This is a genomic window from Arboricoccus pini (assembly GCF_900187945.1).
Taxonomy (GTDB): domain Bacteria; phylum Pseudomonadota; class Alphaproteobacteria; order Geminicoccales; family Geminicoccaceae; genus Arboricoccus; species Arboricoccus pini.
In genome coordinates this window covers 41,348-61,347 of sequence record NZ_FYEH01000018.1, presented here as the reverse complement: position 1 = coordinate 61,347, position 20,000 = coordinate 41,348, and the positions used below count along the sequence as shown (strand labels likewise).

Annotated in this window: 18 protein-coding genes and 1 pseudogene; 5 read left to right on the top strand and 14 right to left on the bottom strand. The window is 64.5% G+C overall.

What is annotated here, in order from left to right; all coding sequences use genetic code 11:
• Positions 1-6: 6 nt before the first annotated feature.
• The 3 genes from CFB17_RS17555 to CFB17_RS17545 form a co-directional block, all read right to left on the bottom strand.
• On the bottom strand, positions 7-831 hold the full coding sequence (locus CFB17_RS17555) for an ABC transporter ATP-binding protein (RefSeq protein WP_088562874.1): 825 nt from the start codon (positions 829-831) through the stop codon (positions 7-9).
• 4 nt (positions 832-835) lie between these two features.
• Positions 836-1,624: an ABC transporter permease subunit gene (locus tag CFB17_RS17550; protein WP_243389937.1), complete on the bottom strand. Its 789-nt coding sequence runs from the start codon at positions 1,622-1,624 to the stop codon at positions 836-838.
• A gap of 147 nt (positions 1,625-1,771) precedes the next feature.
• On the bottom strand, positions 1,772-3,229 hold the full coding sequence (locus CFB17_RS17545; protein WP_088562872.1) for an FAD/NAD(P)-binding protein: 1,458 nt from the start codon (positions 3,227-3,229) through the stop codon (positions 1,772-1,774).
• A 277-nt stretch (positions 3,230-3,506) separates the two neighbouring features.
• Between CFB17_RS17545 and gloB the strand changes: the two genes are divergently transcribed.
• Positions 3,507-4,256, top strand: a complete 750-nt coding sequence (gloB, locus tag CFB17_RS17540) for a hydroxyacylglutathione hydrolase (protein ID WP_207762172.1) — start codon at positions 3,507-3,509, stop codon at positions 4,254-4,256.
• Positions 4,257-4,347: 91 nt separating this feature from the next.
• Here gloB and choW read toward each other — a convergent pair whose 3' ends face one another.
• Together choW and CFB17_RS17530 are read right to left on the bottom strand one after the other, a co-directional pair.
• Positions 4,348-5,190: a choline ABC transporter permease subunit gene (gene choW, locus CFB17_RS17535; RefSeq protein ID WP_088562870.1), complete on the bottom strand. Its 843-nt coding sequence runs from the start codon at positions 5,188-5,190 to the stop codon at positions 4,348-4,350.
• Positions 5,191-5,197: 7 nt separating this feature from the next.
• Positions 5,198-6,190 (bottom strand): choline ABC transporter substrate-binding protein, encoded by a 993-nt coding sequence (locus tag CFB17_RS17530; RefSeq protein WP_088562869.1) that lies wholly within the window; start codon positions 6,188-6,190, stop codon positions 5,198-5,200.
• Positions 6,191-6,341: 151 nt separating this feature from the next.
• On the opposite strand from CFB17_RS17530, the gene betI reads away from it, so the two are divergent.
• Entirely contained in the window at positions 6,342-6,941 is a 600-nt protein-coding gene (gene betI / locus CFB17_RS17525) for a transcriptional regulator BetI (protein ID WP_088562868.1), read from the top strand.
• 13 nt (positions 6,942-6,954) lie between these two features.
• Here betI and betC read toward each other — a convergent pair whose 3' ends face one another.
• Positions 6,955-8,460: a choline-sulfatase gene (gene betC, locus CFB17_RS17520; protein ID WP_088562867.1), complete on the bottom strand. Its 1,506-nt coding sequence runs from the start codon at positions 8,458-8,460 to the stop codon at positions 6,955-6,957.
• Positions 8,461-8,664: 204 nt separating this feature from the next.
• On the opposite strand from betC, the gene CFB17_RS17515 reads away from it, so the two are divergent.
• Positions 8,665-9,159, top strand: coding sequence for a Spy/CpxP family protein refolding chaperone (locus CFB17_RS17515; protein WP_165769691.1), 495 nt, complete (start codon positions 8,665-8,667; stop codon positions 9,157-9,159).
• Between the two features lie 2 nt (positions 9,160-9,161).
• On the opposite strand, the gene treY is transcribed toward CFB17_RS17515, so the two are convergent.
• The 7 genes from treY to CFB17_RS17480 form a co-directional block, all read right to left on the bottom strand.
• Positions 9,162-11,936, bottom strand: coding sequence for a malto-oligosyltrehalose synthase (treY, locus tag CFB17_RS17510; protein ID WP_088562865.1), 2,775 nt, complete (start codon positions 11,934-11,936; stop codon positions 9,162-9,164).
• The gene (gene treZ, locus CFB17_RS17505) at positions 11,936-13,750 is read right to left on the bottom strand and encodes a malto-oligosyltrehalose trehalohydrolase (protein WP_243389934.1); all 1,815 of its coding nucleotides are present in this window, start codon (positions 13,748-13,750) and stop codon (positions 11,936-11,938) included. Before treZ ends, treY begins: the two co-directional genes overlap by 1 nt.
• Positions 13,751-13,872: 122 nt before the next feature.
• On the bottom strand, positions 13,873-14,262 hold the full coding sequence (locus CFB17_RS17500; protein WP_088562864.1) for a DUF2934 domain-containing protein: 390 nt from the start codon (positions 14,260-14,262) through the stop codon (positions 13,873-13,875).
• A gap of 116 nt (positions 14,263-14,378) precedes the next feature.
• The gene (locus CFB17_RS17495; protein ID WP_088562863.1) at positions 14,379-15,947 is read right to left on the bottom strand and encodes a GMC family oxidoreductase; all 1,569 of its coding nucleotides are present in this window, start codon (positions 15,945-15,947) and stop codon (positions 14,379-14,381) included.
• 57 nt (positions 15,948-16,004) lie between these two features.
• Entirely contained in the window at positions 16,005-16,568 is a 564-nt protein-coding gene (locus CFB17_RS17490; RefSeq protein WP_088562862.1) for a twin-arginine translocation signal domain-containing protein, read from the bottom strand.
• Between the two features lie 39 nt (positions 16,569-16,607).
• The gene (locus tag CFB17_RS17485) at positions 16,608-17,003 is read right to left on the bottom strand and encodes a VOC family protein (RefSeq protein WP_088562861.1); all 396 of its coding nucleotides are present in this window, start codon (positions 17,001-17,003) and stop codon (positions 16,608-16,610) included.
• An 84-nt stretch (positions 17,004-17,087) separates the two neighbouring features.
• Complete coding sequence (locus CFB17_RS17480) at positions 17,088-17,375, bottom strand: ribbon-helix-helix domain-containing protein (RefSeq protein ID WP_088562860.1); 288 nt, start codon at positions 17,373-17,375, stop codon at positions 17,088-17,090.
• Positions 17,376-17,962: 587 nt separating this feature from the next.
• On the opposite strand from CFB17_RS17480, the pseudogene CFB17_RS19995 reads away from it, so the two are divergent.
• Positions 17,963-18,353: pseudogene (locus CFB17_RS19995) on the top strand (AMP-binding enzyme); the annotation flags it as partial.
• A 147-nt stretch (positions 18,354-18,500) separates the two neighbouring features.
• Positions 18,501-18,659, top strand: coding sequence for a hypothetical protein (locus CFB17_RS19725; protein WP_165769690.1), 159 nt, complete (start codon positions 18,501-18,503; stop codon positions 18,657-18,659).
• Here the strand turns inward: CFB17_RS19725 and CFB17_RS17470 are convergent.
• On the bottom strand, positions 18,644-19,972 hold the full coding sequence (locus tag CFB17_RS17470) for an MFS transporter (RefSeq protein WP_165769689.1): 1,329 nt from the start codon (positions 19,970-19,972) through the stop codon (positions 18,644-18,646). The genes CFB17_RS19725 and CFB17_RS17470 overlap by 16 nt on opposite strands.
• Positions 19,973-20,000: the final 28 nt, after the last annotated feature.

Below are 20,000 nucleotides of genomic sequence, written 5' to 3'. Positions count from 1 at the left end.
CAGCTGTCAGGCAGCGGTTGCGGGCTGCAACACGCCGCGCGGCGCCCGATCACCCGGATGGGCGCTGGGAGACGCTGCCGGCTGGCTCCGCCGGCCGGGCTGCTGCTCATGCCCTTCCTCGTCGACGCCGAGCTCGCCCAGGAGGCGCTGACGAAGCGCGATGAAACGCGGATCGGCATGCCGGCGTGGCCGCTCCAGGTCGATCGCGACGTCGGCGGCGATGCGGCCCTGATCCAGGACCACGGCACGGTCGGCCAAGAGAAGTGCCTCGTCCACGTCATGCGTGACCAGGAGAACGGCCGGACGGTGGACACGCCAGAGGTCACCGACCAGGCCCTGCATCTTCAAGCGCGTGAGCGCGTCAAGCGCCGCGAACGGCTCGTCCAGAAGGAGGAGCTGCGGATGGCGCACGAGCGCGCGCGCCAGCGCCGTACGCTGTGCCTCGCCGCCGGAGAGCGTAAGCGGCCACGCATCAACGCGATGCTTAAGCCCGACCTCGGCCAGGGCGGCCAACGCCTTCTCCTTGGCATTGGCCTCGCGCAGGCCGAGCGTCACATTCCGCCAGACGCGCTTCCAGGGCAGGAGGCGCGGTTCCTGGAAGACGACGGCCCGCTCGCTTGGAACGGCGACGTCGCCCTCGGTCACGGGATCAAGCCCTGCCAGGGTGCGAAGGAGGGTCGACTTGCCCGAGCCGGAGCGACCGAGGAGGGCGACAAAATCGCCGGCACCGATCCGAAGATCGAGCCGGTCCAGGATATTGGGTCCGCCGAAGGACCGGACGAGGCCCTTAATGTCCACGACCGGACGGCTGGCGGCAAGCAGATCTGCCATCGGATCAGTCCTTCACGAAGCTCGGGCGCCAGACCAGCACGCGACGCTCCAGCGCGCGGACAAGCTGGTCGGCCAGGAGGCCCAGAACGGCATAGATGATGAGGCCCACAAAGATGATGTCCGTGCGCAGGAAGTCGCGCGCGGTCATCACCAGATAGCCGATGCCCGAGGAGGCATTGATCTGCTCGGCGACGACGAGGCTGAGCCAGGCCACGCCCAGGCTGTATCGCAGTCCGACCAGGGCCGAGGGCAGGGCGCCGGGCAGGATGACATGCGTGATGAGTTCGATCCGGCTCAGACCCAAGGTCTTGGCGGCCTCCAGGATCTTGGTGTCGACGCCGCGAATGCCGGAAAAGAGGTTCAGATAGATCGGAAAGGCGGCACCAAGGGCGATCAGCGCAATCTTGGGCACTTCACCGATGCCGAACCAGAGAATGAAGAGCGGGACGAGCGCCAGATGCGGCAGCGTGCGCACCATCTGCAGCGTTGAATCGACCGTGTCCTCGCCGGCCTTGGAGAGACCGGCGATGAGTGCGAAGACAACGCCAGCGGAAACGCCGATCGCCAAGCCGACACCGACGCGGGCAAGCGAGACCAGGAGATGGTGCAGGAGCTCGCCGCTTACTGTCAGCGTGTAAAAGCTGTGGGCGATCGTGATCGGCGAGGACATGGTGCGAGCCGAGATCAGCCCGGCGCTGGCCAGGATCTGCCAGAGCACGAGGATAGCCAACGGGGCAGCGAAACGGCGCCAGGCGGTAAACCGCCGCGTACGCTGCGCCGCCGGGGCGGCCATGCTTGCCGGATGGGTCGCGAGAGCGGTCATTGCCGATCCGTTTAAATCACACATACAAATAGTGCAAATACGTTATTTACACTATTCATCTCTACATATCGTCAAAGACTATCAAGTCAATGAACATATGGCCGCAACGACTGCAGGTCAGCCTTTCACCTGGCGCGCGGCGGTAAGGGCCGTCAGGGCCACCTGCTCGGCCTGGGCGCGGATATCGGGCACCGAGGTGATCTCCCAAAAGGTGCCGCGCGTGATCGGACCCACGGCGTAGAGGCGTCGCTGGAGACGACCCTCTTTGTCGATCAGAGCACCGGCAGCGCTGGTCGCAAGCCCGAGGCGCAGGGGGTCGGAGGTGGCAAAGCCCTGCGAGAGCAGCGATTTGATGAGCGGCGAACGAAGGCGATTGACGTCTGTTCCCAGGCCCGCGCAATTGATGACGCGGGCAAAGGAGGCCTGAACCGGGGTCTGCATGCCCTTTGGCGCGTAGCTGACGCGTGCTCCCGCCCCATCCGCCTCGGCCTCGATACCGCGCACGCGCCCGGCCAGCACGCGGAGGGTTCCCTGGTCGATTTCCGATTGCAGGGCTGCCGCGTGCGACGGCGCCATGCGGTGGCGGTGAATGTCCCAGATCGAGCGGACATGGCGCAGAAATCGCCGGCGGTCGACCTCGGTCATTTCCTGCCAGAGGGTGGCGATATGGGGCCGCAGCGCGTCCATCACGCCCCGCCAGCCGACACCCTCTGCCTCCGCCATTCGCACGTTGCGACGGATGGCTCGGACAAGGCGGGTGAGTGAGCCCCGATCGCCGGCCTCGAGCTTCAGCCCCTGCCAGGCCGCGGAGGGTGCGTGCGCGTGCGGCAGGCGGCCGTTACGCGAGATCGCCGTTATCTGCCCGCGATAGCCTTCCGCGCGCAGCGCCAGGCAAAGGTCCACCATCGTCAATCCGGTGCCTAGAAGAAGGATGGGCTCGTCGGCACCGATGCCGGCCAGCGTCTCCCTCCCCCAGGGATCGGCCATGTAGCCGGGCCGATTTTGGCTGTCGGGCGGAAAATTGCCGATCGCCAGCACGACGGCATCCATCTCGTAACTGCGTCCGCAGCCGGTCTCCAGCGACCATCCGCCGTCCTCGGCGCGCAGGCCCACCGCCTCGTCGTCGATCAGGTAGAAATTAGCGGCCCCTCCTTGGCGGACGATGGCATCGGCCAGGAGGCCCTGAATGTAGCGGCCATAGAGCTCACGCCGCGCGAAGATGCCGGCGGGCGAAACGACGCCCACCGCCTCGTCGCCTTCCTGCCTGGCCAGCCAGCGGGCGAAATGGGCGGGCTCGTCCGCGAAGGCGCTCATATTCTCCGCGCGCACGTTCAAGACATGCTGGGGGTGGCGCGTGCCGAAGGCCAAGCCCTGGCCAAGGCGACCATTCTTTTCGATCAGGTAGATCCGCTCGCCCGGCTGGCAGCGCCAGAGCAGATGGATTGCGGTGAGAACGCCGCTGAAGCCGCCACCTATGACAGCGATCCGCGCCGGACGCCGGCCGGGGGCTGGCCCCCGCTCCTTTCCGAACGGTTCCTCTTCCACCACGCCGTCGGTGTCGAAGCTCGTCGGCATTAGCGTCTTCCTCCTCCCGACCTGGCGATGCGCTCGACGTCACGCGAGGCAAGGCAATCCAAGCCTGCAAATGCTTGCGCGGATCGCCACCGCCGGTCAACGGTCCCTTTTACCTGGCGATTGATAGGCTATTTCCCTAGTAGGGAAAAGATGATTGGGCCCGGCGCAGTTTCGTGCCGGCCGACGGACTGGCGGGGGGAACGGTCGGCCTCCTGACAGCTTTGGTGAAACGCGGACCTTGTTGAAGAAGGGAGCCCTACCCGTGCTCGAGATCGAGATGCTGCCGATCCTCGATGACAATTACGTGTACTTGCTGCACGAGCCCGAAAGCGGATCGCGCGCCATCGTCGATCCGGGCGACGGTCCGCCTGTGTTGGCGCACCTCAAGCGCACAGGCTGGCGGATAAACCTGATCCTCAACACCCATCGCCACGGCGACCATGTCGCCGGCAATCTTGCCGTCAAGGCAGCGACAGGTGCCAAGGTGCTGGGACCCGCCCGCGAGGCCGATTCCATCCCGGGAATCGATCGCCCGTTGGTCGAAGGCGACACACTGCAGCTCGGCAGCGAGACCGCCCGCGTAATCGAGACACCAGGCCACACGGCCGGCCACATCGCGTACTGGTTCGAGGGTGCGGGGGTGCTGTTCTCCGGCGACACGCTTTTTGCGCTGGGCTGCGGCCGCCTTTTCGAGGGCGATGCCCCGACGATGTGGGGATCGCTGCAAAAGCTGGCGGCCCTGCCGCCCGCGACCCGCCTCTATTGCGGTCACGAATATACGCAAGCCAATGCCCGCTTCGCCTTGAGCATCGACGGCAATAACGCCGCGCTCAGAGCGAGGGCGGCCCAGATCGACGAACTTAGGCGGGACGAGAAGCCGACGATCCCCTCGACCATCGCGGACGAGCTCGCGACGAACCCCTTCCTGCGTCCCAATGATCCATCCATCCGCCGCCAGCTCGGCATGGAGAAGGCGAACGACGTCGAGGTGTTCGCCGAGATCCGCCGTCGCAAGGACCGCGCCTGACCGCCCGGTCCTTTCTCCGGCTCAGGCAGCGCAACACGCGGTAGCCGGCAAGAACCGCTAGAGGCTAGGGTGCCTTGGGTGGCGGCCCTGCCTAGCGCCCCTTGGGCTCGGCCAGCTTGAGGGTGCGATCCAGGATGATCGCCAGGATGACGATCGCCAGGCCCGCCTCGAATCCCATGGCGATGTTGACGGTGTTGAGGGCACGCACGACGGGCTTACCCAGGCCGTCGGCGCCGACCAGGGCGGCGATGACGACCATCGAGAGCGACAACATGATGCACTGCGTCAGGCCCGCCATGATCGAGGGCATGGCGGCCGGCAGTTCGACTCGCCAGAGCAACTGGCTGCGCGTGGCACCGAAGGCCTCGCCCGCCTCCTTGAGCTCGTGCGGCACGCCCTTCAGCCCCAGATAGGTGAGGCGGATGGGTGCCGGCAGGGCAAAGATCACGGTCGAGATCAGGCCCGGCACCACCCCCAGGCCGAAGAGGATGAGGGTCGGAATCAGATAGACGAAGGTCGGGATCGTCTGCATCAGGTCGAGGACCGGCTGGATCGTTGGATAGACCCAGCGGCGGCGCGAGGCGGCGATGCCGATCGGCACGCCGATCAGGAGACAGACGACCGTGGCGACGATGACCATTGTCAGCGTCTGGACCGTGGCCTCCCAGTAACCGAGATTGAGGATCAAAAGGAGGCCCAGCACGGTGCCGATTGCCACGCTCAGGCGTCGCCTCGCCGCATAGGTGATGGCCGCCAGGATGACGATCAAGAGAAAGGGATTGATCGCCAAAAGGAGATCGCTCAGCCAGTCGATGGCGCCGCCCAGCGTCTCGGAGACGAAGCGAAAGAAGCCGGCGGCATGGGTATTCAGCAGGTCGACCAGATAGGCGATCCAGCGGCCGATCGGCAGCTTGTGGTCGGTGAACCAATCCATGAGCAGGCTAGAGCCCGAGCTCGTGCTTGACGGCCGGCAGGCCGGGCTCACCCTTGAAGGTGGAGACATTGGCGAGCCAGGTATCCAGGAGCTCCGGGTGCGCCTTCAGATATTTCTTGGCGGCTGCCTCGGGCTCCAGGCCGTCATCGAGGATAAGTCCCATCGCCTCGTTCTCGAGCTTGAGCGTGAAGCTTAGATTCTTGAAGAACTGACCGGCGTTCGGACACTCGCCCACATAGCCCTTGCGGGTCGTCGTATAGACCGTGGCACCGCCGAAATTCGGACCGAAGACATCGTCGCCGCCGGTCAGATAGGTGAGCTCGAACTTGGTGTTCATGGGATGCGGCTCCCAGCCCAGGAAGACGATCGGCTGCTTGCCAGGGACTGCGCGCGCCACCTGGGCCAGCATGCCTTGCTCGGAGGATTCGACCAGCTCGAATCCCTTCAGGCCGAATTTGTCCGCATCGATCATGCCCTGGACGAGCCGGTTGCCGTCATTGCCGGGCTCGATGCCATAGATCTTGCCGCCGAGCTGGCTCTTGAAGTCCTTGATCTTGGAGAAGTCGGTCAGGCCTTGCTGGGCCAGATAGGTCGGCACCGCCAGCGTATATTTCGCACCTTCGAGATTGGCGCGCAGCGTCTCGACGCTGCCGTCCTTGCGATAGGGGGCGATGTCGTTCTCCATGGAGGGCATCCAGTTGCCCAGGAAGACATCGATATCGTCCGAGGCCATGCTCTTGAAGGTGACCGGTACCGCCAGAACGTCGACCTTGGGCTTGTAGCCGAGCCCGTCGAGAATGACCGAGGCCAAGGCGGTGGTCGTCGTGATGTCCGACCAGCCGACATCGGAGAGGCGCACGACCTGGCATTTGGCTGGCTCGGCCGCCTTGGCAGCGGATGTCAGGGCCAGCGTGGTGGCGAGGATGGCGGCGGACAGCGCCGCCTTGAAACGATGTCGCCGTAGGGTCGGACAAGGCGGAACAAGGATCGACGTCGCCATTGATCAAGAGACCTTCTCGTTGGAGTATCAGCCGGTCCGAGCTTAGCCCCTCTTCGGGGACCCGGCTTGGCTGTAACTTAATCTTGATTGACCGTCCAATAAAAATCGGTCGGGCCGTCGACGAGGCGGCGTTGAACCTGGAGCGTTCGTGATGCCAAAGGTCGGCATGCAGCCGGTCCGCCGCCAGCAATTGATGGATGCTACGATTCGGGCCATTCACCGCCACGGCCTGGGCGAGACGACGGTCCAGCGCATCGCTGCGGAAGCGGGCGTCTCGACCGGCATCGTCCACCATTATTTCCGCGGCAAGAACGACCTCCTGGCGACCACCATGCGCTGGCTCCTGATCCAGCTCAACCGCGATCTGGTGGCAAGGCTGGCGCACCACCGCACACCACGCGCGCGGCTCCTGGCGGTCCTCGACGCGAATTTCGACGATTCACAGTTCCAGCCGGAGGTTGTCAGCGCCTGGCTGGCGTTCTGGGCGCAATCCTCGCACGAAGCCGAACTGGCCAGACTGCGCGACGTCTATACCGGTCGTACACTCTCCAACCTCCTGCATCCGCTCCGCCAGATCGTGAGCCCCAAGCAGGCGCGGCTGATGGCAACGACGCTGGCAGCATTGATCGACGGCCTCTGGCTGCGGGCGGCCCACCTGGATGCCGGCCTGCAGGCCGATGACGTGCGCGGGATCATCCGCGCGTATGTCACGACGATGCTGCCGCCGGGTGATGCAGCGGCAGCCGACTGAGCCTCATACAGCTTCAAGGCCTGATGCGCGGAAAGCGGGCGCGGGCCTCCAGATCGTCCAGGTCCATGTGGCTGCGGATATAGGACATGGTGGCATCGCGCGGCGGCTCCCAGTCCCAGCCCGTCCGCGTGCCTACCGCCAAGGCTCGATCGACGAAAAGCCGGCGCTGTTGGCTCTCGCGGACCTGCCGATCAAGCGCCTCCAGGTCCCATCGCCGCGCCACCTCGTCCTTAAAGCCCCGCAAGACGTCGGCGAAGGCTTGATCGTCCGCGAGGTTCGACGTCTCGTCCGGATCGGCATCGAGGGCGAACAGCTGGTCCGGATCGCCCGGGCAATGGATGAACTTGAACCCGCCACGCCGGATCATGACCATGGGAGCCACGACGCCCTCGGCCAGATACTCGCCCAGTACGAGGTCGGGTCCCGGCCGGCCGTGCAGATGCGGCACTAGGCTCTGGCCCTCGAGCGGCGTCGAGAAGGCGCGCACGCCGGCGATCTCGGCCAGGGTCGGCAACAGATCGATGGCAGAGACGGCCGCCTTGACGCGGCGCGGTTCCAGGCCCGGGGCCTTGATGACGAGCGGGATGCGCGCCGATCCCTCGAGGAAGCTCATCTTGTACCAGAGCCCGTGCTCGCCCAGCATTTCGCCGTGATCGGAGAGAAGGACGACGATCGTGTCCTGGGAAAAGCCCGTCCGCTCCAGGGCATCCAGCACCCGGCCGAACTGCTCGTCCACATAGGAAATGGCCCCCAGATAGGCGCGCCTTGCCCGGAGGACATGCTCGAAGGTGACGCGCGGATCGTCCATATCCGAGACGAAGCGCAGCCGGCGCATATGCGGGTCCGGTTCGCTCGGCGCTGGGATGCGCGGCGGCTCGATGACGCTCTCCTCGTAGAGGTTCCAGTAGCGCTCAGGAATGGCGAAGGGATCGTGCGGATGAGTGAGCGAGACCGTCATGCAGAAGGGCCGGCGGTCCTTGTCCCGCGCCAGGTCATAGAGCTTGCGCTCAGCCGTGAAGACCACTTCCTCATCGAAGTCTAGCTGATTGGTGCGCACGGCCACGCCCGCCTCGAGGACGGAGCCCATATTGTGATACCATTCCTGCCTGACGTCCGGCTGCGCCCAGTCGGGCGTCCAGCCATAGTCGGCCGGGTAGATGTCGGTGGTCAGTCGCTCCTCGAACCCGTGCAACTGGTCGGTACCGCAAAAATGCATCTTGCCGGTCAGGATGGTCCGATAGCCGGCCGCACGCAGATAATGGGCGAATGTCGGCGTCTCGGTTGGAAAGGCCGCGGCATTGTCGAAGGCCCCCGTCTTCGAGGGCAGCCGTCCGCTCATCAAGATGGCACGTGAGGGTGCGCAGAGGGGGCTATTGCAATAAGCACTCTCGAAGACGACGCCCGCCGCCGCAAGCTTTGCCATCACCGGCGCCTTGACGGCCCTGTTGCCGTGGAACGGCAAAGCGGAGGGCGTCATCTGGTCGGCCATCAGGATCAGGATGTTCGGAACGTTCGTCAATCGAGGCTCTCCAGCACGCCGTCACGCCGCATCGACCCTTGGACCAGCCCCCCCCGCCTGTCCAGAGCCGGATCCCGGGTCCGGCGGTTCGGCCAGCCACCCGAACCTTTCCTCGATGTCATGGATCGGCAACGTGAAAAGCCGACGGAACGGCAAGGCCCCTCGCGTTGCAAGATCATCGACGACGCGAAAGGAATGACGACAATGAAGATCAGCACGAAACTCCTGGCCGTCCCCGCCTTGGCCCTGGCCCTGGGCGGCGCCACCTTGCCAGCTTTGGCCCAGGAAGCACCGGGTGCCCCACCCATGCACGGACCGTCCCCGGCCGTGATGGAGCATCTGCGCGAGGGCCGCATCGCCTTCATTGAGAAGAGCCTGGCACTCACCCCCGAACAGCAGCCCTACTGGCAAAAAGTGGCAGACCTCCTGCGAAGCGAACCCATGAGGCCCGAACGGCCTGCGTTCAAGAACGGCGAGCACCCCGAGCTGTCGACGATGCTCGCCGATAGAAGCCAGCACATGGCGGCCAGAGCCGCGGCGCAGGCGAAGCTCGCCGAAGCACTCAAGCCCCTGGAGGCCAGCCTGAGCCCCGAGCAGAAAGACACGCTGCGCGCCGCCTTCTTCGTCAGCAGCCCCGGCGGGGAGCACGGCCCCGGCCCGGGCCCCGGCCCCATGCCGGGCATGCCCGAGCACGGCTGAGCCTAGCCTGCGGGTTCGATCATGAGGAGCACCAAAGGGAAGGCCGTGAGGAGGGGGGCAAGCTCGAGTACCTCCCCCTCATGAGCCTGGCCGGTGAGAAGATCGGTGGCGCGGCTGCTGGATGGAAGGTCGAGGACGGCACCATCGAAGCCCACGAGACCAAGGCCACCTTCCGCCTGCAGATGGCCCTTGATGAAGCGAGGCACGATCGTGCAGAGGCGGCGTTGCCCGTCGGAACGGGCGAACGCCAGCAGCGTGCCATCCGGACGATCTTGCGGAAACGTCACCACGAGCGGCTCGTAGGCCCCCTCCTTGAACAGGGTCGGCGCGGCGCGGCGGATCTGCAAAAGCCGCCAGATCAGCCATTGCTTGATCCGCCCGTCCCGCCAATTGGCCTGCAACTCGTCCAATGAGGCCGCCTCGAAGGTGGCAAGCGCCGCGGCACGGCTCTCCCAGTCGACCGGCCGGCGATTATCTGGATCGACGAGGCTGAAATCCCAGCGATCGGCACCCTGATAGAGATCCGGCACGCCGGGCATGGTCAGCTGGATCGCTACCTGGGCCAGTGACTTGATGGCGCCCCCACGCTCCAGGGGCTCGATCACCGCCTCGATCTCGGCTGCAAAGGCGCTCGTTACCGGTGCTGTGGCGATGCCCTTGGCGAACTGCTCCAGCGCCGCCTCGTAGGCCTCGTCCGGCTTGGTCCAACTCGTCCGCTCCTTCCCCTCACGCGCGGCCTTGAGGAGATAGGCGCCAAGCCGTTCGTCCAGCGGCGGCCCGCCTGCTTCCAGGGGGCGCATGCCCAGGAGGGTTTGGTAGGCCAGATATTCATGCGCGGCCGATGGCGCCTGAGTCGCGCCGACTTCGTACCGCCATGCGGCGGCGGCATCGCCCAGGCGCGGCAGGAGATCGCCCCATTCCGCCGCGAGTTCAGCCAGCAGGGAGAGCCGTGCCCGAAGATCCGGGCCGCGCTTATGGTCGTGCGTCGCCAGGGCGACAAGGCCCAAGGGGTGCCTGGCCTGCTGTCGCAGGGCGAAAGCGTGGAAGGTCTCGGGCGTTATGCCGAAGCGCTCCGGCGAGCCGCCGACCTCGTTCAGGGACGAGAGCGGGAAGACCCGATAGAAGGCTGTATCCTCGACGGCCTTGGCGGCCACGGGACTGGTCAGATGCTGGAAGCGCTGAGAGGCCTGCCTCGCAGCGCGCGTAAGCGCGTCGCCGCCACGCGACGGGCTCTTGCGCCCGACCTCGAAACCACCGCCAAAGACGGCGCCCAGGAAATCCAGCGCCCGGCGATCCTCGCCTTCAAGGCGCGTGGCGGCCGCCTCAAGGGCGGCGTCCAGGCCCTCCCTCGGACCGCTGCCATCCGGCGCCACATAGGTTCGATAAACGCCAAAGGCCTGGACGAGGCCGATCAGCGCCGTACTGATGGCCGCATGGGTGAGATCGGCATAGCGCCAGTACTGACGGCTGAGATCGGCTAGTTGCTGGACCAGTTCCTCGACGCTGCCGGCGAACGAGCCCTCCAGGATCTCCTTGCGCGCATCGAAGATGGCCGTCTCGATATCGCGCGTCTCGCCGGTAAAGGCCTCGTAGGCGCCGATCACCGCCTCCTTGCCGCCATGGTCGACGAGCACGGACTGGATCGCATCCATCGTCTCATAGCCGGTCGTCCCCTCGACCGGCCAGTCGGCCGGCAGGTCCTCCCCGGGTGCCAGGATCTTCTCGACGAGGACGGCAAAGTCCGGCCCGGCGCCAGCCTCCTCGAGCGCCTGACGCAACCGTCGCAGATAGCCCAAGGGGTCAAGGAGGCCATCGATGTGGTCGAGCCTGAGGCCCTGCAATCGCCCCTGGCGCACCTGTTCTAGAACCCAGCGATGGGCCGCGTCGAAGACCTCCTTCTCCTCGATTCGGATCGCCGCCAACTCGTTGATCTCGAAGAAGCGGCGATAATTGATCTCGAAGGGAGCGCCGCGCCAAAAGGCCAGCCGATAATGCTGCAGCTCGAGATAGGCATCGAGCGCCTCCGCCTGCTCAGCACCCCGCTTTTGCCCTGGTGCCACCGCGCCCGCGACGGCCTCCAGGGACCGCCTCGCCGCCTCGTCGTCGCTCAGAAGCTGGGCAAAGGCCCGATGCAGGGCAGAATCCTCCCGGGGGTCCGCCAGGGCGTCGAACCGGCCGGCCAGCGCCTCGAGCTTGCGCGCCGTTTCGCCCGTGGCTCCAAGCGCCGCCCGATCGAGAAGGAGGGCAATGCTGGCGATCGAGGCCGGCAGATGCTGGCCATGGCAGTCGATAACGAGGCGCCCCTCCTCGAGCAGGAGACCGATATCGCCGTCCAAGAGCGCCTCCGGATAGGGCTTGCCGAGGATCGGGAGAAAGAGCCGACCGGGCGATGTCCGGCTTTCCCAGTCAATGTCGAAAAAGCTCGCATGGCGGCTGTCCCGGCCATACGCCAGGACATCCATCCACCACGCGTTCTCGGGGCCCACGCCCATATGGTTGGGGACGAAATCCATGATCAGCCCGAGGCCGCGTGCCGCAAGCGCGGCCGAGAACCGCTCGAAGGCGGCCTCGCCGCCGAGCTCGGGATCGATCTCGCCATAGTCGACGACGTCGTAGCCATGCGTCGAGCCACGTCGCGCGTGCAAGAGCGGCGAGGCATAGACATGGCTGATGCCGAGATCGGCCAAGTAGGCCACGACCGGAATGGCATCGTCCAGCGTGAAGTCCTTATGGAACTGCAGCCTTGCCGTGGCGCGGAGGGGCGATACGACCGGCATCAGCTTGCCTCTTCGATGGCAGCTGCCAGCGACCAGCCTCTGATCCCGGCCTGCAGGGCTGCCGCCATTTCCGGCTGGCTTTCATAGAACGACGATTTCAGGGGATGGGCCAGGACCGGCGCGCGATCATCGCTCAGATGCGCCACGATCCGCAGCTTGCGTCCCTGGCCATCCTGCCAGGCGAGGTCGAGCAGGCAGCCGTCGACGCGGGCCGTGCCGCCTTGCTCCTGGTATCGTGGCATCGCCTTCAAGAACGGCACGACGTGACGCTGCCGGAGTCCCAGAAGGTGGCCCACCAACCTTGTGCGGCCATTAGGCGCCTCGGGATGCTTCAAGATCGCTCGCTCGAACGTCTCCCTCGCCAGCGCATCGGGCAGCGCATCGCCAGCCCAGGACTTAAAACGCGCGAACTCCCTGGCCCGACCTTTGCGGACCGCATCGGCCAGTTCGCCCTTGAAGTCGCAAAAGAAGGGAAACGGCTCCTCAGCCCCCCATTCCTCGCCCATGAAGAGCATCGGAATCGTCGGTGAGAGGAGGAGGAGGGCCGTCATCACCTCGAGGATTCGGGGCTCGACGCTGGCGGTCAGCCGGTCCCCCATCGCCCGGTTACCAATCTGATCGTGGTTTTGCAGGAAAAACACGAAGTTGCGCGGCGAGAGATGGGCACTTGGTTGGCCCCGCCTGGCCTTCTTGTGCCGGCTATGGTCGCCCTGAAAGACGAAGCCCTGCGTCAGACCGCGCGCCAGCTTGGCTGCCGGGTCGTCCTCGTAATCCTCGTAATAGCCGTCCGTCTCCTTGGTCATCAGCACGTGGCTGGCATTATGGATGTCGTCGGCCCACTGGGCATCGTAGAGGGCATCCCCTGATGGATCGCCCAGGAGGCGCTGTGCCTCGTTCCGCTCATTCTCGAGAATGAGATGGATATGGCGATCCGGGAACCGCGCGCGGATGGTACGTCCTACCTCGGTCAGGAAATGCTCGTTGCTGTCATCCAAGATGGCGTGCACGGCATCAAAGCGCAGGCCATCCAGCCTGAAAACCTCCAGCCAATAGATCGCATTGTCGCGAAAGAAGGCCCGGACCTCCGGACGGCTGAAATCGATGGCGGCCCCCCAGGGGGTGGGCTTGTCCTTGGTGAAGAACGAGCCGGCATAGGCCGGCAGAAAGTTTCCGGCCGGGCCGAAATGATTATAGACCACGTCCAAGAAGACCATGATGCCACGCGCATGTGCGGCATCGACCAGAGCCTTCAGCGCATCCGGCGATCCATAGATCGAAGCGGGCGCGTAGGGCAGCACCCCGTCATAGCCCCAGCCGCGCGCGCCGACGAAATCGGCAATCGGCATCAGCTCGATGGCGGTGATGCCAAGCTCGGCCAGCCCGTCCAGCCGCTCGGCCACGGCCTGGAAGCCGCCCGGTGCCGCGAAGGCGCCGGCGTGCAATTCCAAGATCACGGCCTCCTCGAAGGGCCGCCCGCGCCAATCGGTCTGGTGCCAGCGATACCGCGTCTGGTCGACGACGAGCGATGGGCCCTCTGGACCACCAAGCTGCGCCTGCGAAGCCGGATCCGGCACAAGCATGCCGTTTGGCAGGGCGAAGCGGTAGGCAGTACCGGGCGCTGTATTCAGCCGCACGAGCGTGAACCAACCATTCGCTTCCCTGCGCATGGGCAGCCGCTCATCGCCGATGGCCAGCGCCACGTCATCGATATCGGGGGCCCAAAGACCGAAACGGACGCTGCCATCCGGCTGAGGCTGGGCGCCAAAGGGCATGCTCGGCTGCCAGGCGTCGCGCGGACCGGAGAAGGCATTCATCAAATAGCTCCAGGCTGAAGATCGTACACCCCCCGGTCCAGCCAGGGCGTCAGGGCGAGCCGCCAAGCGGCCTCCTGCCTTCAACCGACAGCTTGCGGCGAGGCTCCGCTACCCAAAGCGCGTCATTTTTCCTTGGGCGCGCGCGTCGTCTTCTTTCGAGTGAGCGTTGCGGCCGGCTTGGCCGATATATTCGTTGGTGGCGTGCCGCCGACCTCGCGCACGCTCGCATTGGCTTCCTCGACCGCATGATCAAGGTCGGCCGAAGCGAAGGATTGGGCCAGATCCACCATCTGACCGGCTGCGCCTTTGGGCTTTCGCGCTGGGCGCGGCCGCTTCGGCGCTAGGTCGTCCGCCGCACGCGCAGGCAGGGCGACCTCCACCTCGCCGACATCCTCCTCACCAAGTTCCGCTATGGCCCGATGCCAATAATCCTGATCACGTCCGTGTGGCTCGCCCTCGCGCTGCCAGATTTCGTAGGCCCGCTTCCTGATACGCTCCTCGCGATCTGCCATCTCGCTGCTCCTCGCCAGCCCTCGTTTCGGTCGGTGATGCTCGACCTGATCGACGGTTGAGGAACGGACGATCCGGCTCCAGGCTCCCTTATTGGGGGAGCCATCGGTGCGCCGGCTCAGATCACCTTCTTCGCCATCTGTTCGGCGATATAATCGGCTTGGCGGAGCGCCAGCGCCACGATGGTCAAGGTCGGGTTTTCCGCAGCGCCCGTGGTGAACTGGCTGCCATCCGAGACGAAGAGGTTATTGACCTGCCAGCTCTGGCCGAACTTGTTGACCACGCCGTCCGCTTCCCTGGCGCTCATGCGGTTGGTGCCCAGATTATGCGTGGAGGGATAAGGCGGAACCAGGATGCTGCGCGTGGCACCCGCTGCCTCGTAGATGTTGGCACCGGCCTTATAGGCATGGTTGCGCATGGCCTCGTCATTCTCGTGATCGTCGACATGCACCGAGGCCACCGGCATGCCGGCTTTGTCCTTGACCGTGGCGTCCAGGGTAACGCGGTTGGTCTCGCGCGGCATGTCCTCGCCGACGATCCACATGCCGGCCATGTGGGGATAGGCATCCATGTCGGCAGCAAAGCTCCGCCCCCAGCCGCCCGGATTCATGAAGGAGGCCGTGAAGGGCAAGCCCAGCGAGATCGTCTCCAGATGGTAGCCACCGACGAAGCCGCGCTTGGGATCGTTCAGATTCTCGTCATTGATAATGCCCGCCATGACCGTGCCGCGAAAGAAATGAACCTTCTCGGGGAAGACGCCGAAGACCGAGCCCGTCGTGTGGCGCATATAGTTCCGGCCGACCTGCCCCGAGGCATTGCCCAGGCCGTCGGGAAACATCGCCGATTCGGAGTTCAAGAGAAGGCGCGGGCTCTCGATCGCGTTGCCGGCGACGGCGACGATCCTGGCCTTTTGCACCTGCGACTTGCCGGCCGCGTCCACATAGAGAACTCCTGATGCCTTGCCTGCCTTATCGTGCTGGATCTGGACGACCTGGCATTCCGTGCGCAGCTCGAAATTGTCGGTCTCCTCGGCGGCCGGGATGGCCGTGTAGAGCGTCGACCACTTGGCGCCCATCTTGCAGCCCTGGAAGCAGAAACCCAGCTGATGACAGGAGGTCCGCTCGTCGCGCGGCTCGCTGTTGATCGCCATACGGCCGGTATGGACGTCCTTGTAGCCGACGGCCTTGGCTCCTTTGTACATGACGCGGAAATTATTGTTGCCGGGCAGGCCGGGAATGCCGTTGGTGCGGGTGACCCCCATGAGGTTCTCGGCCTTGGCATAATAGGGCTCGAGGTCCTCGAGCCCGATCGGCCAATCCAACAGATTGGCGCCAGCGATTTCGCCATAAGTCGTGCGCGCCTTGAACTCGTAGGGCTTGAAGCGGAGCGAGGCGCCGGCGAAATGCGTCGTCGTGCCGCCCACCGTCTTGCAGATCCAGGCTGGCAGCGTCGGGAAATCGCGCGCGATCCGCCAGGAGCCGGTGGTCGAGCGGGGATCGATCCAGGCGAGTTGGGCAAAGGAAGCCCATTCGTCGTTGATGTAGCTGTCGGTCGATTGACGCGCGCCCGCCTCCAGCATCACCACCTTGACGCCTTTTTGCGCCAAGGCATTGCCGAGCGTGCCGCCCCCGGCGCCGCTACCGATGATAACGACGACCGAATCGTCGCTCTTGGCGAAAGTCGCCATGCATGCCTCCCTTGGCTGTCGGCTTTTTGCCGAACTTTGATTGCGGTGATCGGATGGTCAGCCGAGATAAGGCGGCGGGCTCGCCTCGGGGGGCGGATCGCCGGTCCAGGCAGCGTCCTGGAAACCTCGCTTGAGATAGCCGCCATACTCGAAGGAAGAGCCCTGATACTCGAACTCGGGCCAGATCTTCTTGTTATTGTAGAAAGCCACCAGCATCTCGTTGGCCACGCGCTTGAAGAACGGTGTGTCCTCAATGCTCTTTAAGACCGCGATGCGGTCGGCCTCCGGCAGGTCGGCGAAATTCCTGGTGGTGGCCTCGTCCAGCTTCCTTGCATCAACGGTAAGCAGGGTCTTCAGCTGCTTATCACCGGCGGCCTTTGCGTCGATCCCGGCCAGGGCCTCGGCGTAATAGGCATCGCTGAGCCGGTCGTGCGGATAGAGTGTCCGGATCATCGCCAGGAGCCGCTTGGCACCTGCCTCGTCCACCGTCTTCAACGGTACCGCCCAGGCGGCCTCGCTCGACATCAGCGTGACGCCGCCGGACGTACCGACGACCACCGCAGCACTGGCCGTCGTCGCCTGCGCCATGAACCGACGACGATCGAGAATGGTGATCTTCATTTATTATCATTGCCTCCCAGACAGGTATATTATTCACTTTTACTTGAATCGACCGCTCCGCTCGAGAACCTCGATTTTGTAGCCATCCGGGTCGTCGATGAAGAAGAAGCGGCCGACGAGCTTACCGTCCCGGCTCAGTTCCTTGATGTCCTTGGGAGCAAAGCCGGCGGCCTGATGCCTTGCGCGCAGCCCTTCCAGATCGTCGGTGGAAAAGGCGATGTGGCCGTAGCCGTCACCCAGGTCGTAGGGCTCCTTGCGCCCATGATTGAGGGTGAGCTCGACCTCGAACGTCGACTCGGCATTGCTCAAATAAACGAGGGTGAAGCTGTCGAACTCGATCCGGTCGGCGATCTTGAGATCGAAGGCCCTGGCATAAAAGTCGATCGAGCGATCAAGATCCAGGACACGGATCATGCTGTGAATGGCTTTGGCCACCTGGTTCCTCCAAGGATATTGGAACCGGTTTAGAATATGGCGCGACGGCCTGGGTAGTAGATACTTACTACACCGCGCTTTTCGTCATTCGGCGGCGATCGCCGCCGGCCCGTTATGGACGGAACAAAAGATCGTCGAGGCGACGCGCAGGTGCGAGGCAAAATTTCTCACCTCGCCATGGAGGTCCAAGATCTCGTCGTAGAGCACGCCTAAAAAGCAGGGAGTCGACTTGCCCTGCGCTGCCGCCATGTCATCGACGATGGCCCAAAAACGTCGCTCCAGCCTGATGCTGGTCACGTGCCCGTTGAGACGGACAGAGCGCGTGAGGGCCTCGCAGTCATAGGGGTCGATGCCGGCATAGATTCGACACATGCAAAGCTGCTCCAGCTTCCGGCGCTACCAGCGAGCCGGGCTGAGAAGGCTATGCCGGTTCGGCGCAAAGTGCCAGTATCCTGGATAGAGACCGAAGATTATGCCGCCGTCTGCAAGTCGAAAAAGTAAGATGATCAGGGTAGGGAAAGAAGAAAACGGCCGCAAAAGGTAGGTACGCGGATCTGCATGCGCGATCGCTGGCCGAGCCAGGGGCCTTCTGGTGCAAAGAGGCGGGGCTGGAGGTGCCGGCCGGGAGCATGGGCGCCCTGGTGAGCCGCCTGCCCTTGCCGCCCGGCTGCCTGCGGAGACTCTGGCGGGCGGATGCGCACTTACGAGCGGCTGTCCAGCCCGCTGTCCTCACTCTTACATCACGGGCGATGCGGCCTATAAAACACAGATGATCTGGGCAGCCGTCATCATCGTCATGATCATCGCGATTGCTGTTCTCGAAGTGCGTTAGGGGCCAAGCCCCCGGTCGCCATTTCAAAAGCGCCAGGCATAACGCGCTTGCGCTACCCGCCGGGCAACGTCCTCTGCCCTGAGAGCGTCCCTGAAAGCCGCCCAGTCTGAGAGCCTTCAGGCGGGGTGCCGGCTATGGCAACGACGACGGCTATCTGTTCGTCATGAGTCGCATCGACGGCGTCATCAACGTGGCCGGCCACCGGCTCTCGACGGGCGGCTTTGAGCAAGTCCTGGCAGTCCGCCCGGCGGTGCCGAATGCGCCGTCTTCGGCGTGACCGATCCGCTGACGGGCGAGTCGCCGCTGGGCCTTGTCGTCCTCAAGACCGGCATTCGGGGGTCGAGAGAGGCGATCGAGAAGGACCTGGTGGCCCGCGTGCGCGAGCAGATAGGTCCAGTCGCGGCGTTCAGGCACGTGGCGATCGTCTCTCGCCTTCCCAAAACCCGCTCGGGCAAGATCCTTCGGGCACGATGAAGAAAATGGCCGATGGCAAAAAATGGTCGGTGCCGGCGCGATGATCCCGCCATCCCGGACAAGATCGAGGCCTTTCGGCCGGCCCGGGCTTTGCCGGCACCCGTTCCACGCCTGGAACCTAGAGCTGATCATTCCGCTTCCAACCAAACCATAAGGGCAAATGCCCTGGGTTCAGCGAAGGGAGAGGGATCATGCAGGACAAGAACGCGGGCGATGGCGCCGTGCGCGACAGCCAGGATGCACGCTCGGCCAGCCGCGAGACACGTTCTAGCCGCCAGCTTGGGATCACGATCGCGGGGATTGCCGCGGTCGTGATCGCCGCCATGGCGCTCAGCTATTTCGCCGCCTGAATGTCACGGTCGATAAGCGAGGTCCGGCTGGTATCCGGTGCGATGATGAAGACCAGCAGCGAGACGAAGATACAAAGCGTCACGTACCAAAAGAAATACTCCTCATGGCCGGCGCTCTTGAACCAAAGCGCGATATATTCGGCCGTACCGCCAAAGACCGAGACGGTGACCGCGTAAGGCAGCCCCACGCCCAGTGCCCGTACCTCGACGGGAAAGAGCTCGGCCTTCACAACGGCGTTGATGGCGGTGTAGCCGCTGACGACCAGAAGTGCCGCCGTCAGAAGGAAAAAGGCTTCCCACATGCCGCTGGCACTGCCGATCGCATGCAGCATCGGCACGGTTGCCAGCGTGCCCAGCACGCCAAAGGCGATCAGCAGCGGCCGACGGCCCGTGATGTCGGAGAGCGCGCCGATGGCCGGCTGCAGCAGAGCGAAGACCAGGAGGGAAGCGGCCGAGACCAGCGTCCCGGCATCCTTGGAAAACCCAGCCGTGTTGACGAGGTATTTCTGCATGTAAATCGAGTAGGTGTAGAAAGCGACCGTACCACCCAGCGTGAGACCGACGACGGTCAAGACGGCGCGCGGATGCTTGAGGAGCTCGGCCAATTGACCACGGCCCTGCTTCGTCGACTTCGCCGCCTCGAAGGAACTGGTCTCCTCCATACGTCGGCGCAAATAGAACGCTGTCACGGCGCAAAGGGCGCCGATGAAGAAGGGGATGCGCCAGCCCCAGGCTTCGAGCTGGGCGCTGGAGAGGAAGACCCATTGCAGGAGAATAAGGACGGCCAGCGCCAGGAGCTGGCCCATGATCAAGGTCACATACTGAAAGCTGGAATAAAAGCCCCGATGGCCGGCACTGGCCATTTCGGAGAGATAGGTGGCGCTGGTTCCGTATTCGCCACCGACGCTCAGGCCCTGGAGCAGCCGAGCTAGGACCAGGAGGATCGGTGCCGCGATGCCGATGCTGGCATAGCCCGGCGTCAAGGCAATGATGAGCGAGCCCAGACACATGACGGTGACGGATGCCATGAGGGCCGCCTTGCGCCCGGCGCGATCGGCATACCAGCCCATGAGCCAGCCGCCGATCGGCCGCATCAAGAAGCCCACGGCGAAAACCGCTGCCGTGTTCAAGAGCTGTGCCGTTTGGTCGCCGGCTGGAAAAAAGCTTTTGGCGAAATAAAGCGCGAACGCTGAATAGACGTACCAGTCATACCATTCGACGAGGTTGCCGACCGAGCCGCTGAAGATCGACCGTATGCGCCTCATCGACGTCATGTCCGGTATTGGCGTCGCCGGAGTCTGGATCTCGGCCATGCGCTTGCTCCTCCCCATCAGCGGCGCC

Bases quoted from the DNA above. Each gene is read 5' to 3' on its own strand.
- betI (WP_088562868.1), top strand. From the start codon at position 6,342: ATGCCAAAGGTCGGCATGCAGCCGGTCCGCCGCCAGCAATTGATGGAT.
- CFB17_RS19725 (WP_165769690.1), top strand. From the start codon at position 18,501: ATGCAGGACAAGAACGCGGGCGATGGCGCCGTGCGCGACAGCCAGGAT.
- CFB17_RS17555 (WP_088562874.1), bottom strand. From the start codon at position 831: ATGGCAGATCTGCTTGCCGCCAGCCGTCCGGTCGTGGACATTAAGGGC.
- treZ (WP_243389934.1), bottom strand. From the start codon at position 13,750: ATGAATGCCTTCTCCGGTCCGCGCGACGCCTGGCAGCCGAGCATGCCC.
- choW (WP_088562870.1), bottom strand. From the start codon at position 5,190: ATGGATTGGTTCACCGACCACAAGCTGCCGATCGGCCGCTGGATCGCC.
- gloB (WP_207762172.1), top strand. From the start codon at position 3,507: ATGCTGCCGATCCTCGATGACAATTACGTGTACTTGCTGCACGAGCCC.
- treY (WP_088562865.1), bottom strand. From the start codon at position 11,936: ATGCCGGTCGTATCGCCCCTCCGCGCCACGGCAAGGCTGCAGTTCCAT.
- CFB17_RS17550 (WP_243389937.1), bottom strand. From the start codon at position 1,624: ATGGCCGCCCCGGCGGCGCAGCGTACGCGGCGGTTTACCGCCTGGCGC.
- CFB17_RS17490 (WP_088562862.1), bottom strand. From the start codon at position 16,568: ATGAAGATCACCATTCTCGATCGTCGTCGGTTCATGGCGCAGGCGACG.
- CFB17_RS17500 (WP_088562864.1), bottom strand. From the start codon at position 14,262: ATGGCAGATCGCGAGGAGCGTATCAGGAAGCGGGCCTACGAAATCTGG.
- CFB17_RS17515 (WP_165769691.1), top strand. From the start codon at position 8,665: ATGAAGATCAGCACGAAACTCCTGGCCGTCCCCGCCTTGGCCCTGGCC.
- CFB17_RS17495 (WP_088562863.1), bottom strand. From the start codon at position 15,947: ATGGCGACTTTCGCCAAGAGCGACGATTCGGTCGTCGTTATCATCGGT.
- CFB17_RS17545 (WP_088562872.1), bottom strand. From the start codon at position 3,229: ATGCCGACGAGCTTCGACACCGACGGCGTGGTGGAAGAGGAACCGTTC.
- CFB17_RS17530 (WP_088562869.1), bottom strand. From the start codon at position 6,190: ATGGCGACGTCGATCCTTGTTCCGCCTTGTCCGACCCTACGGCGACAT.
- CFB17_RS17470 (WP_165769689.1), bottom strand. From the start codon at position 19,972: ATGGCCGAGATCCAGACTCCGGCGACGCCAATACCGGACATGACGTCG.
- CFB17_RS17480 (WP_088562860.1), bottom strand. From the start codon at position 17,375: ATGTGTCGAATCTATGCCGGCATCGACCCCTATGACTGCGAGGCCCTC.